Consider the following 17,004-nt stretch of genomic DNA (forward strand, 5'->3'; position numbering starts at 1 on the left):
TATAACCTGTGTGCGTTTCTGATAGGAAATGAAAGCCTGCCCTACCTATTTGAAAGGTTTTGACAGATAACATCACCCCTTCTCTAGCTTTACGTTTTTAAGCCTTCTAGCCTTTCGATCACGTGCTACAGCCCCGTTATAACAACAACCTCGGAGCGCAACATGGCCATAAAGCTATCCACTGCACCTTGCTGCTGGGGTGTCGATAACGTCGACAACCCTTTTCTTCCCCCTTGGCAGCACGTACTGCGCGAAGCCTCGCAGGCCGGTTACCGTGGGATTGAACTAGGCCCTTATGGATACCTTCCGCTTGATGCTCACACGGTTGGCAACGCCCTGACCGCACATGATTTGCATGTGGTTGCCGGAACTATCTTCGATAACCTTGTTGACCCTCGGAACCTGTCCAATCTTCTGGAGCAGACGCACGCCATTTGCTCCTTGCTTACGCATCTGCCCGCTATCGAGCAGGAGCCCGGTCAACGTTTCCGTATGCCCTATCTGGTTGTAATCGACTGGGGACATGAAGAGCGTGACTACAACGCCGGTCATTTTGACCGAGCTCCACGCCTTTCCCAGCAGGACTGGCAGCACATGATGAGTCACATCCGTACCATAGCCGACCTCAGCTGGAAGGAATATGGCGTGCGAACAGTGATTCACCCGCACGCCGGTGGCTATATCGAATTCGCCGATGAGCTGGCGCAGCTGGTAGAGGATATTCCCGACGATGTAGCGGGCTTGTGCCTGGACACGGGCCACTTGTATTACGCCGGCATGGATCCGGTAGCAACGCTCCGCCAGTACAAAAACCGCCTGGATTACCTGCACTTCAAAGACATCGACCAAGCGATATTCGATCAAGTCATGGGTGAGCGCATTAGCTTTTTTGATGCCTGTGCTAAAGGCGTCATGTGTCCAATTGGACGCGGCGTCATCAACTACCCTGCCCTCTACAAGCTCATTCAAACGCTGGGGTATCAGGGCTACATCACCGTCGAACAGGAGCGCGATCCACGCAACGCCGAGGGCAGCCTGCACGATGTCGCGGCCAGTCGCAGCTATCTCTCTACGATTGGTTTCTAACCCACCCTGCTAAAAGGACAATAACAATGATTAATGGCAGCAAGCGTATTCCCCAACCTATCCGTTGGGCCATGGTAGGAGGCGGTCGTGACAGCCAGATCGGTTATAGCCATCGCTCGGCCGCCTTGCGTGATCAGAACTTTGCCTTGGTAGCCGGTGCATTCGACATCAATCCTGAACGCGGCCTCGAATTTGGCATAACGCTAGGCGTCGATCCCGAACGCTGTTACCCGGACTACCTTAGTCTGTTTGAACAAGAGGCCCAACGGCCGGATGGTATCCAGGCGGTGTCCATTGCCACACCCAACGGCACGCACTACGCCATTACCAAAGCGGCGCTGGAGGCAGGCTTGCATGTAGTCTGCGAAAAGCCCTTGTGTTTTACAGTGACGGAAGCTGAAACACTGCGTGAAATAGCCTTGGCGAAAAACAGAATCGTAGGTGTGACCTATGGTTACGCCGGCCATCAGCTGATCGAGCAGGCCCGCCAAATGATTGCCCAAGGCGAGCTGGGCGAAATTCGGATGGTGCACATGCAATTTGCCCACGGCTTTCACAGCGCCCCCGTGGAGCTACAAAACGAGTCCGCCCTATGGCGCATGGACCCGCGCGTGGCTGGCCCGAGCTATGTATTGGGCGATATAGGTACACATCCACTGTATATTTCAGAAGTTATGCTGCCCGATCACACGATCAAGCGCTTGATGTGCTCGCGCCAGAGCTTTGTCAAAAGCCGCGCCCCGCTGGAGGACAATGCCTATACCCTCATGGAGTATGAAGGTGGCGCCATGGGCATGGTCTGGTCCAGCGCTGTGAACGCAGGCTCCATGCATGGCCAAAAGATCCGCGTGATCGGCTCCAGGGCCAGTCTTGAATGGTGGGATGAACGTCCCAACCAGCTTTCATTCGAAATCCAGGGTCAACCGGCCCAGGTGCTGGAGCGCGGTATGAGCTACCTCCACGCCAATGCCCTGATCGACGACCGCATCGGCGCAGGCCATCCCGAGGGGCTTTTCGAAGCCTGGTCCAACCTCTACTACCGCTTTGCCCTGGCTATGGATGCGACGGACCGTAACGATAGTGCGTTATTAACAACGCTTCGTTACCCTGACATTCATGCTGGCGTCGAGGGCGTGCGCTGGGTCGAGCGCTGCGTGCAGTCTGCAAATCAAGGCGGCATTTGGATTGACTATTAAACCTGCTCATCCTCAATTGCCCTTGAGATTATTTTACCCCTTATAGGCGGGCCTATGCTTTACCTACCCTTAAGGCCGTGTTTCTACCGCGCAGCGGACAATGGTTATCCCCATACTGGCCCTATAGGAGGCCATGCTTTAACCATAGCTTAAGGTTCATTGGACTAGACATTTGAGTGTTCATTATCTGGACAGCGTGGCTAGCACATTGTCCAGATAATGAACATTATTGACTCTGTTTCTCCTGTTTCCTGGCCTTTCAAAGGGTGGCATAGCTCATGCAAACAGCTTTCAACCTTCAGTGTGAAAGTTGACTGAGCGGATCCGATTCCAATAAGAGAGACGTTAAACATGACCGACCCCCTACTTCCGTTTGAATTGTGGAACAAGCGCTTATTTACCGGTGATTGGCAAGCCGGCCCGTTGAGCCCCACGCCTGTGATAGAGCCGGCCAGCGGTAATCAACTTGGCGAAATCGCCAACGCCGATGCTCAAAGAGTGAATCTATCAAGTGAAGCGGCAAGTCAGGCTCAATCTCTCTGGTTCGCTCGACCCTATGATGAGCGCAGCCTTGTTTTTCGTAAGGCAGCACAACTGGCCGAAACCCACTTTGATGAAATCGTCAGCTGGATCATCAAGGAAAGTGGCTCGACACGAGCCAAGGCGTCTGTCGAAACCTCGGCTACCATCAAGGCACTGCATGAAAGCGCGGGCCTGCCCTCGCATAGCCAGGGCGAAATACTGCCATCCACACCGGGCCGCCTGAGCTTGGCTCGGCGCCGCCCATTAGGCGTCATTGGTGTTATTTCACCGTTCAACTTTCCACTTTACCTGGCTATCCGCGCCGTTGCCCCGGCACTGGCGGTTGGTAATGCGGTCGTACTAAAGCCTGACCCGCGCACGGCCGTTTGCGGGGGTTTTGTGATTGCCCGCCTGTTTGAATTGGCGGGGCTACCCAAGGGTCTTTTGCATGTTCTGCCAGGTGGAGCGGAAGCAGGTGAAGCCCTAACATCAGACCCGAACATCGCCATGATCCAGTTCACCGGCTCTACCGGTGCCGGTCGCAAAGTAGGCGAAGCGGCTGGCCGGAACCTCAAGAAAGTATCCCTTGAACTGGGCGGCAAGAACTCGCTGATCATTCTTGATGATGCCGATCTGGATATCGCGCTGGCTAATGCCGCCTGGGGCGTCTACCTGCATCAAGGGCAAATCTGCATGGCAACCGGGCGGCTCTTGGTACATCAGGCCATTTATCAGACGTTTCTGGAGCGCCTGGTTGCAAAAGCGAAAAGCCTGACCGTTGGAAATCCGGACACGGATGATGTCGCGCTAGGCCCACTAATCAATAGCCAGCAGCGCGACCATGCCTATCAACTGGTACAGGCGGCACAGCATGCTGGCGCTCGGCTGGAAACGGGGGGGCATTATGAAGGTTTGTTCTTTCAACCCACCGTATTAAGTGGCGTCACCGCAGATAATCCTGTTTTCAAACAAGAAGTATTTGGCCCTGTGGCAGTCGTCGTGCCGTTCGAAACCGATGAAGAAGCCATCCGCCTAGCAAATGACACTGAATTCGGTCTTTCAGCAGCCATTATTTCAAAGGATGTTGGCCGTGCCCTGAAGCTGGGCGAACGGTTGAAAACCGGCTTGCTGCATATCAACGATCAGACCGTAAATGACGAGGTGATCAATCCATTCGGCGGTGTCGGCGCGTCGGGCAACGGAACAAGCATTGGTGGCGCAGCCAACTGGGAAGAGTTCACTCAGTGGCAGTGGCTCACTCTTAAAGGCGAAGCCCCTGCCTACCCTCTTTAACCATTGGAGAACAATAACAGTGAGCACCTCACAAGGCATCGCCATCAAGGCCGCTGTCACACGCTCGAAAGGAGCTCCTTTCGTTATCGAGTCAGCCCGGATTCGTCACCCCAAGGAAGACGAAGTGCTGGTCCGTATCGTCGCCACAGGGATGTGCCATACCGACATGATCATTCGAGATCAGGAGTATCCGGTTCCCCTGCCCCTGGTGTTGGGCCATGAGGGATCTGGCGTGGTCGAGGCCGTTGGGCCCCTGGTCAAAAACCTGAATGTCGGGGATCACGTAGTGCTGACCTATGGCTACTGCGGACATTGCCTGCCTTGCGGCAGCGGACATACCGCATACTGCAAGGAGTTTTTTACGCGTAACTTCAGCGGTGCTGACCCACAGGGTGAATGCGCTATTACGGATGAGCAAGGTCAGCCCTTGCATGACCACTTCTTTTCACAATCCTCCTTTGCCACCTATGCGCTGAGCCGCGAAAACAACGCCATTCGCGTTCCGCAAGAGGCACCTTTGGAGCTGTTAGACCCTTTGGGCTGCGGTATCCAGACAGGCGCCGGGGCTGTCATCAACTCGCTGAAGGTAACGCCCGGCAGCAGCTTCGCAGCCTTTGGCGCTGGCGCTGTGGGCCTATCTGCCGTACTGGCAGCCCAAGTAGCGGGCGCGACCACTATTATTGCAGTGGATGTCGTCCCTTCACGCCTGGAGCTGGCCAAAGAGCTAGGGGCAACCCATGTCATCAACAGCAAGGAGACTGATCCAGTAACCGCCATTCGTGACATCACCGGAGGCGGTGTCAATTTCGCGTTAGAGTCCACGGGTCGCCCCGCCGTCTTGCGCCAGGCGGTAGATGCCCTGGGTGGGCTGGGTAGTGCTGGCATAGTCGGCGCGCCTCCGATAGGCACAACGGCCGCATTCGATGTCAACGATCTGCTCTTGGGCGGCAAGACCATTCGCGGGATTGTAGAAGGTGACAGCGTACCGAAAAAATTCATTCCCGAACTGGTCGACCTCTATCTACAAGGCCGCTTCGCATTCGACAAGCTGGTAAAGCTCTATCCGTTCGAAGCCATCAACCAGGCAGCCAAAGACAGCGAAACAGGCATTACCCTCAAACCGGTTATCAAAATCGGCCTATGAGGTTCAGGCCGGAGCGGCTCCGCTCCGGCCTTCTTCTCTGCACTTACGAGAAAATCAGTCGTTCCAATACAGCTGCGCTAGTGGCCAACCTTATGTTTAACAGCCACGCGCACGCTATGGCGTGCAACTACATTGCCCTTCCAGACGGTACATAGCGTCTGGTATCAGCAATAGGGTTGGTCTGATTAGTACAACCCTGAGGGCGAACCTGTAAGTTGCCCTGGTACGGAGCTCAAACCCAGAACTGAGCGCTACCTCAGACATGGCATTTAAGGCAAAGGCGGTTTTTGGAAAGACATTATGGCCAACTTGCGCACCTTGCCGTCTTTTCACTCATGAGCCTTGACTCGACCCGGCCTAAACGGTACTGATTGGGGAATACAGCCAAGCCTGTTTCGGCCCTATTCCTCTTTAATAATAAGGGTGTCACATGGATACCTATGCCGTGCCTGACCAACAGCGCCTGTACCGGGCCCGCCAACAGTTTCTGGATGGCAAGCCACTTCCTGAAGATCTACTACCCGCCTCCATTGCCCGTTCCTGGGCCCGATCCCGTGATGCGGGCCTGCTGCCTTGGCAACCGCGCCTGTCTCAGCTAGATGACCAGCTTCATATGCTCATGCCTGAAGATCATCTTTTGGCCCGGCACGCTTCTCCTGAAATTGAGCGACTCTGGCAGGTACTGGGCGGTAAGGCCTGGACAATTTTTTGTGTGAATACAGAGGGCGTTATCGTTCGCATAGCCAAGGACCAAAACAACCTGCCCCCTTTGCAGTACCTACAGGTAGGCCGGCGTGTCCATGAGCCTGAAATAGGAACAACTGCCCCCAGCTGTACGCTCATGGAAGGAAAACCTATTGTTCTATTGGGTAATCAGCATTACCTGAACGAGTTCGAACGGTTTTTTTGTGTATCCGTCCCGTTATGGGGAACACAGGGAGAGCTGATTGGTGCCCTGGACATCACTGGCATCGGAAATCGCCCAGTACACTCCGTCCTGGATCAGCTTAATTACGCGGCAATGGCAGTAGAAAATAGGCTTTATGATGACCTGCCCAAAACAAACATTTTACATTTACAGCACGATCCGCGCTTATTCGACACACCGTTCGAAGGGCTGATCGCTCTCGACTCGCAGGGGTGTATTCAGGCAGCCAACCGTACAGCAAGACGCCTGCTCGGGCTGGATAACCAGCCTTTAAAGGGGCTCAGGCTGGATGAGCGCTTTGACACTAATCTGAAGACTATTATTGATAACCCGACGCCCGAACTTATCAGGCTGGCAGACGGCTCACAGCTCTATATCAGAAATCAGAGTCAGCGCTCCGCTGCAAGCCTGAAGCTGTCTACTGCAAGCGCTTCAAGCGGTGCTGTTAAAACCCCTGACAGGCTTGCCCCCCCCTCGGGGCCGACCCAGGCATCATTCGTCAGTTTGAATCGGCCTGCAAGGCTTTCAAAGCCAACGTTCCTGTTTTGCTCCAGGGTGAAACGGGGACTGGAAAGGAGATCTTTGCCCGCAGCCTTCATGACACCTGCTGCCCTAATGCCCCTTTTGTAGCGATCAACTGCTCTGCCATTCCAGAAAGCCTGATCGAAGCAGAGCTGTTTGGCTATATGGACGGAGCCTTTACGGGCGGACGCAGGGGCGGCTCCATGGGGCAGATAGAGGCGGCTAACGGCGGTACACTTCTTTTGGATGAGATAGGTGATATGCCGCTTCTTTTACAGACGCGCCTGTTACGTGTGTTGCAGGAGCGCTCGGTGACGCGTTTGGGTAGCCGAACCCCGATTGCCCTGAACATACGAATCATCAGCGCTACCCACTGCAACCTGAAGCAGCGCAGCCTTGAAAAGGTGTTCAGAGAAGATTTGTATTACCGACTCAGTGGATTTCAAATCACCCTGCCGCGTCTAAACCAACGGCAGGATCTAGAAACCCTGATTCAACGTCTTTTACAGCCACACGGCACTTATAACCTGAGCCCTGAAGCCCGCCGTCTCCTACTGGACTACGCCTGGCCAGGCAATATCAGGCAATTGGAACAGGTGCTGCGTCTTGCTGCGGCGCTTGCTGGCGACGAGCCGACGCTTGCCCCAGACCATCTTCCCGAACTGCATAAACGCAACCCCTCTGATGGCCCATTGCAGACCGTCCTCATGGAAGCTATCTCCACCACCTTGCATGCCAAGGGAGGAAACATATCCGCCACCGCACAAGCGCTCGGCATTTCTCGTACAACGCTTTATAAAAAACTGAAACAACAAGGTAAAAGCTGGGCCACCTGAGTGCTGGTCACTCGTTAGAACAAGGCAACATAGCGCTCGGGTGGCAATCTTTATTTCAGGCAGCAGTTTCAGGATATCGATGCATCAGCTCGAAGATAATTTCTCGGAGCCAACGATGGCCTGGATCCTTATGCCAGCGCGGATGCCAAATCGACTGCAGTGCGTAAGGGACAACAGGCTCTGGAAGCGAGAACTGGTTTAGATGGGCAGAGCTTGCAACTCCATCAGCCAGCCGGGAGGGCAACGTCGCAATCATATCCGTCCCTTCGATTAGCCAAGGGACTGACAGGTATCCCCCTACAGTCAGCTGAATGTTTCGCTTAATGCCTCTAGGCGTCAGAGTGTGGTCCTGCAAATTTTTGTCAGTTCCTGATGAAACAACTATATGCAATTCATTACTGTATTGCTCCCACGTAAGAGTACCTTTGCAAAGACGGGGATGCTGCTCTGACGCCAGGACAACATAGTCATGGTGGAAGATCGTCTGTTGGTAAAGATGCCCCGGCAGATTGGGTACGCTTCCAATGGCCATTTCAACACGCCCTGACTCTAGCGCATCGGTCAGTGCTTCGTTGGATACCCGTACCGTTTTTAATCGACACCAGGGCGCCTGCTGGCGCATAAAGCGCAACAGTGGAGGCAGAAAAACAATCTCGGCCAAATCCACCATGCCAAGCACAAATTCCCGCCGTGCCGTCATAGCCTCGAAAGTCATGGAAGGCAGGATTTGCCTTTCAATAGTCTCGACAACGTCTCGAATAGGTTCAGCCAGTAGCTGCGCCCTCGCCGTTGGCTTCATGCTCGCACCAGTACGTACAAACAACTCATCCTGAAGCAGGGTACGGAGTCGCTTCAAGGCATGACTGACCGCCGATTGCGAAAGCCCTAACTGCCATGCGGCCTCGCTCACGCTGCGCTCTACATAAATGGCATGGAAGATCTTAAGCAGATTCATATCAATCTGCGGACTATGAATACCGTGCATTTGAAAGATCTACCGCATGAGTTGGCTGCATAAAATAGTGCCTTCTAGACTGACCTCACACAACAAAAACAAGATGAGGCATACACGATGTTCGTAAAAAATTGTTGGTATGTAGCTGGCTGGAGTCATGAAATACCAAAAGACGGATTTCTTGCCCGTACTATCGTAAACGTGCCCTTATTATTTTGGCGTGATAATGACGATAACGTTGTTGTCCTTGAGGACCGCTGCTGCCATCGCGGAGCACCGTTATCAATGGGGCGAAAAGAAGGCGAATGTATTCGATGTATGTACCATGGGCTTCTTTTCGACAAGAACGGGCAATGTGTAGGTGCGCCCGCACAGGAGCGCATTCCGCCACAAGCAAAGGTTCGAACATACCCAATCGTTGAAAGACATCGCTGGCTCTGGGTCTGGATGGGTGATCCTACCCTCGCTGACGAATCCCTTATTTGGGATACACAATGGCTGGACCATCCGGAATGGCGTTGCGAACCTGGTTATCTTCATTACGACTGTAATTACCTGCTCATTGCAGATAATTTACTAGATTTTTCCCACCTGCCCTTTGTGCATCCAACCACGCTGGGGGGATCACCTGACTACGCTGAAGTCAAACCAAAGGTAGAGCGTTTAGAGCATGGCGTCCGCATGACCAAGTGGGTCTATAACACCGAGGCGCCAGCCTACTCCCGGAAATTTGGGAATTATCCACCAGACGCCAAAGTTGATCGGTGGATGTATTATGACTTCATGATCCCGGGCGTCTTGCTTATGGATACCGGTATGACGCCAGCCGGACAAGGCGCAGCAAATAATATGGAAAACTCCATTAAGTTTAGAGCCTGCCAAGCGATCACACCGGAAACAGAGAACTCCACTCACTACTTCTTCGCCCAAGCCCATGACTTCCTTATCGATCAACCGGAGGTTACCCACTCTATTTACCAGAGTGTGATCACAGCATTCGAAGAAGATAAGAACATGATCATGGCCCAGCAAAAAAACCTCGCACGTGACTCTGAATTCAAGATGGTTCCGTTCTCAATCGATGCCGCTTTAGGGCAGTTCCGCTGGTTGATTAACCGGATGATCCAGAAAGAACAGTCTGCCGATGATCAACAACCAGCAGCTGAAGCAGCCCGGAAATTAGTCAGTGGCCTCCGCTGATAGGTTCTAAGTCTTTCAGAACCTAATTAAAGCCTCACAACAATAATTAAGAGGTTCATATGATTCTTCCTGAATTGCGCGCCTATAACATGCGAGTCACTATCACTCTCTGTTTTGTCGTTGCTTTGATCGAAGGTTTGGACTTGCAGTCTGCTGGTATCGCGGCAGCCGGAATCCGCGAAGCATTTAGTCTGAGCCCATCTATGATGGGGTGGATGTTTAGCTCTAGCATTATAGGATTGCTACCAGGCGCTTTTATTGGCGGGTGGTTAGCCGATCGTATTGGCCGCAAACGCGTCTTGGCCGGTTCGGTGATCCTATTTGGAATTTTCTCGCTTGCAACAGCCTACTGTGCTGATGTTTACCTCCTGTTGATCGTCCGTTTTTTAACAGGGCTCGGACTTGGTGCGGCACTGCCCAACCTTATCGCTCTCTCCTCGGAGGCGGTTGAAGAGCGCTACCGAAGCACAGCAATCAGTGTGATGTACTGTGGGGTTCCCCTTGGAGGGGCAACGGCATCATTGATAAGCATGCTGTTTCCAAGCAATTGGCAGACGATTTTCATTGTTGGCGGTATCGCCCCTTTACTTGTAGCCCCACTGATAATGTTTGTAATGCCGGAATCAGAAGCTTTCCATAACCGGGCCAGCGCTAAAAAAGCCCATGCTGCAGAGCAAACCGACACGCGTATTGGCTTGCTCACAGAAGGCCGCGCAGTGTCGACTCTAACGTTGTGGATGAGCTATTTCTTCACCCTGACGGTCATGTACATGATGCTCAATTGGCTACCAACTCTGCTGATTGATCAGGGTTTTAGTCGTCCACAAGCCAGTGGCATCCAGATGATGTTTGGTGTCGGCGGTGCAGTAGGCTCACTAGCGGCTGGTCTGTTGCTGGATCGAATCAACCAACAAAAAGTAACGCTCGGCATGTATGCACTTGTGCTTGCATCATTGACAGGCTTGGCTTTCTCAACCGGCTTCCCGGCCATGATGCTGTCAGGATTTGTCTTTGGGTTTGCCATTTTAGGCTCACAACTGGTGCTCTATTCACTGGCACCACGCCTGTATCCCACTCGGATACGAGCAACAGGAGTGGGCTCAGCTGTGGCTGTAGGCCGGCTGGGGTCGGTTGCCGGTCCATTAGTAGCAGGACAGCTTCTTGCTCTCGGCGTGGGTAGCGCGGGTGTGCTGGGTGCATGCATGCCTGGGCTTGTTATTGCCTCTCTTGCGGCAGTAAGACTCCTGGGCGGCCTCAAAGTAGCGAAAAATGACGTTGGTGGAAGTATTCATCACTCGCCCGCTTCAACGGCGAAAGCCTTACAATAGCTATTGCCAGATATTTGCTCGATTAAAGAAATCAAGCTGAGTCCTGATCCAGGAAAATGAAGACTCAAGGATGAGTCTTCACACGAGGAAGGCTCGTGGTTCGCGCCCTCCTTACGCACCTGCCCCATAGGCAACCGAGCAGAACTAAAGCTATCGCAGGAACTGATCGCGACGTTGAGCACGCGCTGTAACTTACCTCCTAAGCAGCCCCGAAACCGTAAGCAAGCGGTCTAGGCGCAGTTTAATCGAGGACCAGCCCCTTAGGGTCTTGTAAGCAGCATTCGACGCTATGATGTGAATAACCATGGCGATCGATAGAGCATTATCGAACCGACTCCTTGCAGGGTTTGCCATCGCTACAGCAGTGAGCGCCACCTCACCAAGCCGGTCTACCCCATGACCGGTAGCCCAAAAAAGCAACACCATCAGGCAGAGGCCCCCATATCAATAAATACGGGCCGACGTTAACGACTGAACACCTCCTGTTTGGCAAGGTCGATTTCTATGACCTCCTACTAGCGAGATGCCATGCTTCCCACACTCATTGCTGCCTTGCTTCTGATCATGGTTCATCTGCTTTCGAACCATTTACGATTTCTCAACCGCCTGCCTAGAAGCCGTTGGCTTTCAATGGCCGGCGGTGTGTCGGTTGCTTACGTCTTCATCCACCTGCTTCCTGAGCTGGCACGCGGGCAGGTACTGATGGAGGGCGCGGAAATCGAGCCCATAAGCTTTCTTGAACATCATGCCTACCTGTTGGCCCTAAGTGGCCTGGTTGTTTTTTATGGTATAGAGCGGATAATCAAGGCTCACCGACAACGGTTTCCTGAAAACACCGAACCGCATCAAGGCGTGTTCTGGCTGCATATTGCGACGTTTGCCTGCTATAACGCCCTGATCGGCTATCTACTCGTCCATCGTGAAACGCCAGAGCTAGGCAGTCTCCTATGGTTTACGATCGCCATGGCCCTGCACTTTCTGGTCAATGATTTCGGGCTTCAAAACGATCACAGAGCGCTCTATCGGCACAAGGGCCGTTGGGTGCTGGCCGCGGCGGTGGCGGCTGGATGGATACTTGGCATACTCACTGAAATATCAGAGTTGGCCGTGTCGGCGCTGACCGCACTTCTGGCAGGCAGTGTGATACTCAATGTGCTCAAGGAAGAATTGCCCGAGGAGCGCCAAAGTCGCTTTGGTGCCTTTCTAGTCGGGGCAATGGGATACGCCGCGCTACTGTTAATACTGTAATCGTGACATTGTCCAGAGAATTCAACGAAAGAGACGTAGCGTCAGAACGGCTTCATGACGCTACGTCCAGGCTATCACTCACTTGTTCGCCGCTTTCGCTCAACTGACCGAAACGCTGAAGCTTTTATAGCCTGCCGACTAGCTCTTGCGGCCGCGAGCAGAAACAGTGCGATGCATCCAGATACGATGCCCTTTCGTACAAATCCTCTTCAACGTTATGTCCCGCATGGCAGCCCGTTCGGTCGAGCTACCTATGGGGAGAGAAGTCTGGTTTTATTAATCCTGTACTCAGCTATACGCCTTTTCTCCATGCAGGCCAAAGGCGTCCAGGGTATCGTCATATGGGTCTGGCTATTGCAAAAAAGCAGACGACACTGGTGATGAATCCCATAAGCAATGCTCCGGCCGGCCCGACAAAGCCACACGCCGGTGTAATGGCAATCAGACCTGCCAAGGCGCCAGAAGCTACGCCCAGCGCGCTGGGGCGACCGTTTTTCAGCCATTCGATGACCAGCCAGCCAACCACGCCGGAGCAGGCGGCAATCTGCGTGGTGAGCATGGCCATGCCGGCATTGGTATTGGCCGCAACGGCCGAACCCACATTGAAGCCAAACCAGCCGACCTACAGCAGTGCGGCGCCCAGCAGGGCAAAACCCATGTTATGGGGGGCATGGCTACGTTGGGGTAACCCCGGCGGCGACCGAGTACCAGACAGGCCACCAAACCCGCCACGCCTGAATTGATATGGACTACCGTGCCGCCAGCGAATTCGAGAATCCCCCAATCCCAGAGAAGGCCTCCCGGCCCGCTCCAGGCCATGTGCGCCAGTGGCGCATAGCACTATTGGCAATAGAATCCAGTCACTTTCCAGCCGTCTCAAGAACCAGACCGGCAACCGCCGGGCTTTTTATCGCCGTTGACAAGAGCGGCTAGTAACACCTCATCCATTAAGCTGTTGCAGTACCACTTCCAGGGGATGCCGCAACTTACGGTCAGCCAGACGCTTGACCTGGCTACGGCAGGAATAACCAGTGGCCAGCGGCTCGCCTTCCTTATCGAGCTTACCCGCCCAGGACTGCTCAAAGATGGTTCGTGAAGTAGCCTGATTACGGGCTTCATGACCGTAAGTACCGGACATGCCGCAACAGCCAGTAGATTCAGTTGTCAGTTTCAACCCTAGACGACTAAAGACCTGTTCCCATTGCCGGACACTGACCGGAGCGTTGGTCTTCTCTGTGCAATGGGCCATCAGCCGGAAGGTGCCACTGGCCGCTGGGGCCTGCTCCGGCAACACGCCCATGAGCCACTCCTGAACCAGAGCGACCTTTGGACAGTCATCCAGACCAGCCACTTTTTGGTACTCCTGCCGGTAAACCAGCGTCATGGCCGGGTCGAGACCCACCAGCGGCACACCACATTCGGCCAAGGCCTTGAGCTGGGTAGCATTGCGGATCGCCGCCTTGGCGAACGCCCCTAAAAACCCTTGTACATGCAAAGGCTTGCCATTGGCACTATAGGGAGCCAGAAATATCTGATAACCCAAGCGATGAGCCAGCTCGATAAAAGAACCCAACAATGGCGTCTCGAAATAGCGGGTGAAAGCATCTTGTACCAGTACCACGCTGCGCTCGCGCTCCGCAGGGGTCAGCTTGCGGAGTATTTCCGGCTTGGCCATACGCACCTGATACCGATTCAACGTAGCCTGCAGGTTGTAACCACTGATCAAGGGACTATCGACCATGCCAACCCGGCGCTCAAGAATGCGCTTGGTCCAGCCGGCACCCATTATTGAGTTGTACAGTCCCGGCATGACGGCCAGATACGGCAGGGTAAATTCCAATGAGCCGATCAAGTAATCGCGCAACGGACGCTGATAGCGGCCGTGATACAGCTCTAGGAAGCGAGAACGGAAATCAGGCACATTGACCTTGATTGGACATTGGCCTGCACACGATTTACACGCCAGGCAACCGGCCATGGCGTCATACACATCATGGGAGAAGTCCGCCTCCCCCTGCTTGCGTGCCCGGCTGTTACGCAGCCGCGTTGGCAACCCTTTTAGCCACGAGGCTGGCCCCCGTGCAGTACTCAGCACATCGATGTTCGCCGCGCCTTGCAGCCGCAGCCATTCACGAATTAGCGAGGCACGGCCTTTGGGTGAGTGCTGACGCTCACGGGTGGCCTTCCACGACGGGCACATAGCATCATCGGGATCAAAGTTATAGCAGGCACCGTTGCCGTTACAATGTACTGCGCTTCCATAGCTCTGCCACACGCGCTCGTCTATCTGGCGATCATACTCTCCACGCAGTGGTGCTTCGTTAACCTTGATCAACCCTTCAGAACTGTCTGGCGGAGTACAGATTTTGCCTGGATTGAGCTGATTGTACGGGTCGAAAGCCCCCTTGATAGCTTGTAACGCGGGGTAAAGCTCACCGAAATACGCAGGCACATACTCCGAGCGCAACCCCTTGCCATGCTCGCCCCACAACAAGCCGCCATAGCGCTGAGTCAGGTCAGCCACCGCGTCGGAAATCGGCTTGACCAACGCAGCCTGGGCCGGATCCTTCATGTCCAGTGCTGGACGCACATGGAGAACCCCGGCATCAACATGGCCAAACATGCCATAAGCCAGCCCATAGCTGTCTAGCAAGGCGCGAAAGTCGGCAATATAGTCAGCCAGTTGTTCCGGTGGTACTGCGGTGTCCTCCACAAACGGCTGGGGTCGCACCTCACCTTCCACATTGCCCAGCAGCCCTACCGAGCGCTTGCGCATGGTATAGACACGTGTCACTGCCTCGCGACCCTCGGCCAGAGTATGGCCCAGGCGTTCGACACTACGGTCTGCCTGTAGATGTTGAACAAAAGCGCTGACCCGTGCGTTTACTTCGGCAGGATCGTCACCGCTAAACTCCACCAGATTGATGCCTAGCGTTGGCCGCTCGGCATTTGCAGGAAAGTACTCGGCTACGCTGTGCCAGACCATATCCTTCATGGCCAGCAATAGTACCTTGGAGTCTACCGTCTCGATGGACAAGGGTTTGTGCTTCATCAAGGCGTTGGCGTCACGCAGCGCATCCATAAAGCTGCTGTAACGCACATTGACCAGAACCGAATAGCTAGGGATCGGCAGCACATTTAGCTTGGCTTCGACGACGTAACCCAGCGACCCTTCAGCGCCACAGAGCACACTGTTCAAATTGAAGCGGCCATGCTCATCGCGCAGGTGCGCCAGGTCATAGCCGGTCAGGCAACGGTTGAGCTCGGGAAAGGTCGACTGGATCAGTTCCCCCTGGGTTTCCTCAATCTGCCGGGCAGTCTGGTACACCGCGCCAGCACGGTCCGGCTCAGCACAGGCCTGCTCCAGCTCGGCCTCGCTCAGCGGCCGTGTATGCAGATGCTGACCACCCAGCAAGACAGTGTGCAATTCAAGTACGTGATCGCGCGTCTTGCCGTAGGTGCAGCTGCCTTGACCACTGGCGTCAGTATTGATCATGCCGCCAATGGTGGCGCGGTTGGAAGTCGATAGCTCTGGAGCAAAGAATAGACCGTGGGGCTTGAGCGCTGCGTTGAGTTGGTCCTTGACCACGCCGGCCTGTACCCTTACCCATCGCTCCTGGACATTGATTTCCAGGATATGGTTCATATGCCGTGAGAGATCGACCACAATGCCATCGGTCAACGACTGGCCATTGGTACCGGTGCCACCACCGCGCGGGGTCAACTTAACCTTTCTGAAGCGCGGCTCAGCCATCAGCGCGGCAATACGCGCTACATCATCAGCGTCTACTGGAAACACCACAGCCTGAGGCAGGCGCTGATAGATAGAATTGTCTGTAGCCAGCACTGTACGGATGCCATGGTCCATACTGCGTTGGCCACGAAAACCGGCATCTACCAGGGAATTAAGAAAATCAGAATACAAATTGGCAGGTGCGGTGCCGGTCACTCGAGCAATCATTGGGGCAATGGCCTCACTAAGGTTAGGATAACCGTGAACAAAAACCGTATTACAGTCCCATGCATAAATACTTGATTTCGAGATAATCTTCGATACCGTATTTCGAGCCCTCACGGCCCAGGCCCGAAGCCTTAATACCCCCAAACGGGGCGACTTCGTTGGAAATCAATCCGGTGTTGATGCCAACCATACCGTATTCCAGCGCTTCGGCCACGCGGAACACACGTCCTACATCACGGGTATAAAAGTACGAGGCCAGGCCGAACTCGGTATCGTTGGACAGGGCGACCACCTCAGCCTCATCCTTGAAACGGAACAAAGGCGCCAGCGGACCAAACGTTTCCTCCCTGGCAACAGCGGCAGTGCTCGGCACGTTTACCAGTACGGTGGGCTCGAAGAAATTCCCCTGGATGCTGCTGCCGCCGACAAGCACTTGTGCACCTTTGCTCAGGGCATCGGCAATATGTTCCTTAACTTTACTGATGGCCTTGTCATCAATCAGCGGGCCGGTCGTAACGCCCTCCTCCAAACCGTTGCCAATCTTGAGCTTGGCGACTGCGGCCTTAAGTTTCTCGGCGAAAGCCTCGTAAACACCGTCCTGTACATAAATACGGTTAGCGCATACTTAGGTCTGACCGTTATTGCGATATTTAGAAATGATCGCGCCTTCGACCGCCTTATCCAAGTCGGCATCGTCGAACACAATGAACGGTGCGTTGCCGCCTAGCTTACTGGCGCGGCAATCAGGCAGTTATCCTGACCTGTGACGATGATGGTTATCTTGC

General features: G+C 54.2%; 10 protein-coding genes and 2 pseudogenes. 8 read left to right on the forward strand and 4 right to left on the reverse strand.

The features are described from left to right. Positions 1-162 precede the first annotated feature (162 nt). From IQ22_RS17585 to IQ22_RS23625, 5 genes are all read left to right on the forward strand, one after another. Positions 163-1,086 carry a TIM barrel protein gene (locus IQ22_RS17585; RefSeq protein WP_145144415.1) on the forward strand — a complete coding sequence of 308 codons (924 nt, stop codon included), beginning with the start codon at positions 163-165 and terminating at the stop codon, positions 1,084-1,086. A gap of 26 nt (positions 1,087-1,112) precedes the next feature. Continuing rightward, the gene (locus tag IQ22_RS17590; RefSeq protein WP_145144417.1) at positions 1,113-2,282 is read left to right on the forward strand and encodes a Gfo/Idh/MocA family protein; all 1,170 of its coding nucleotides are present in this window, start codon (positions 1,113-1,115) and stop codon (positions 2,280-2,282) included. A gap of 351 nt (positions 2,283-2,633) precedes the next feature. Then, positions 2,634-4,097, forward strand: a complete 1,464-nt coding sequence (locus IQ22_RS17595; protein ID WP_145144419.1) for a benzaldehyde dehydrogenase — start codon at positions 2,634-2,636, stop codon at positions 4,095-4,097. Positions 4,098-4,110: 13 nt separating this feature from the next. Then, entirely contained in the window at positions 4,111-5,241 is a 1,131-nt protein-coding gene (locus IQ22_RS17600) for an NAD(P)-dependent alcohol dehydrogenase (protein ID WP_244309269.1), read from the forward strand. A 1,422-nt stretch (positions 5,242-6,663) separates the two neighbouring features. Then, on the forward strand, positions 6,664-7,527 hold the full coding sequence (locus tag IQ22_RS23625) for a sigma-54-dependent Fis family transcriptional regulator (RefSeq protein ID WP_244309271.1): 864 nt from the start codon (positions 6,664-6,666) through the stop codon (positions 7,525-7,527). A 55-nt stretch (positions 7,528-7,582) separates the two neighbouring features. Here the strand turns inward: IQ22_RS23625 and IQ22_RS17610 are convergent, their stop codons facing one another. After that, on the reverse strand, positions 7,583-8,482 hold the full coding sequence (locus tag IQ22_RS17610; RefSeq protein WP_158635451.1) for a LysR family transcriptional regulator: 900 nt from the start codon (positions 8,480-8,482) through the stop codon (positions 7,583-7,585). A gap of 117 nt (positions 8,483-8,599) precedes the next feature. Between IQ22_RS17610 and IQ22_RS17615 the strand changes: the two genes are divergently transcribed. The 3 genes from IQ22_RS17615 (at position 8,600) to IQ22_RS17625 (ending at position 12,258) form a co-directional block, all read left to right on the forward strand. After that, positions 8,600-9,682 carry an aromatic ring-hydroxylating dioxygenase subunit alpha gene (locus IQ22_RS17615; RefSeq protein WP_145144425.1) on the forward strand — a complete coding sequence of 361 codons (1,083 nt, stop codon included), beginning with the start codon at positions 8,600-8,602 and terminating at the stop codon, positions 9,680-9,682. A gap of 59 nt (positions 9,683-9,741) precedes the next feature. Beyond that, positions 9,742-11,010, forward strand: coding sequence for a 3-(3-hydroxy-phenyl)propionate transporter MhpT (gene mhpT, locus IQ22_RS17620; RefSeq protein ID WP_145144427.1), 1,269 nt, complete (start codon positions 9,742-9,744; stop codon positions 11,008-11,010). A 528-nt stretch (positions 11,011-11,538) separates the two neighbouring features. Beyond that, positions 11,539-12,258 carry a hypothetical protein gene (locus IQ22_RS17625; protein ID WP_145144429.1) on the forward strand — a complete coding sequence of 240 codons (720 nt, stop codon included), beginning with the start codon at positions 11,539-11,541 and terminating at the stop codon, positions 12,256-12,258. A 306-nt stretch (positions 12,259-12,564) separates the two neighbouring features. Here IQ22_RS17625 and IQ22_RS17630 read toward each other — a convergent pair. The 3 genes and pseudogenes from IQ22_RS17630 to IQ22_RS17640 form a co-directional block, all read right to left on the reverse strand. Continuing rightward, a pseudogene (locus IQ22_RS17630) lies at positions 12,565-13,095 on the reverse strand (ammonium transporter); the annotation flags it as partial. Positions 13,096-13,198: 103 nt separating this feature from the next. Next, positions 13,199-16,219: a D-2-hydroxyglutarate dehydrogenase YdiJ gene (gene ydiJ / locus IQ22_RS17635; RefSeq protein ID WP_145144431.1), complete on the reverse strand. Its 3,021-nt coding sequence runs from the start codon at positions 16,217-16,219 to the stop codon at positions 13,199-13,201. 49 nt (positions 16,220-16,268) lie between these two features. Beyond that, positions 16,269-16,949, reverse strand: a pseudogene (locus IQ22_RS17640) (aldehyde dehydrogenase family protein); the annotation flags it as partial. Positions 16,950-17,004 lie beyond the last annotated feature (55 nt).

Origin of the sequence: Pseudomonas duriflava (assembly GCF_007830155.1) — a bacterium.
Taxonomy (GTDB): Bacteria; Pseudomonadota; Gammaproteobacteria; order Pseudomonadales; family Pseudomonadaceae; genus Chryseomonas; species Chryseomonas duriflava.

Bases quoted from the DNA above. Each gene is read 5' to 3' on its own strand.
- IQ22_RS17610 (WP_158635451.1), bottom strand. From the start codon at position 8,482: ATGAATCTGCTTAAGATCTTCCATGCCATTTATGTAGAGCGCAGCGTG.
- IQ22_RS17585 (WP_145144415.1), top strand. From the start codon at position 163: ATGGCCATAAAGCTATCCACTGCACCTTGCTGCTGGGGTGTCGATAAC.
- IQ22_RS17590 (WP_145144417.1), top strand. From the start codon at position 1,113: ATGATTAATGGCAGCAAGCGTATTCCCCAACCTATCCGTTGGGCCATG.
- IQ22_RS17615 (WP_145144425.1), top strand. From the start codon at position 8,600: ATGTTCGTAAAAAATTGTTGGTATGTAGCTGGCTGGAGTCATGAAATA.
- ydiJ (WP_145144431.1), bottom strand. From the start codon at position 16,219: ATGATTGCTCGAGTGACCGGCACCGCACCTGCCAATTTGTATTCTGAT.
- IQ22_RS17595 (WP_145144419.1), top strand. From the start codon at position 2,634: ATGACCGACCCCCTACTTCCGTTTGAATTGTGGAACAAGCGCTTATTT.
- IQ22_RS17625 (WP_145144429.1), top strand. From the start codon at position 11,539: ATGCTTCCCACACTCATTGCTGCCTTGCTTCTGATCATGGTTCATCTG.
- mhpT (WP_145144427.1), top strand. From the start codon at position 9,742: ATGATTCTTCCTGAATTGCGCGCCTATAACATGCGAGTCACTATCACT.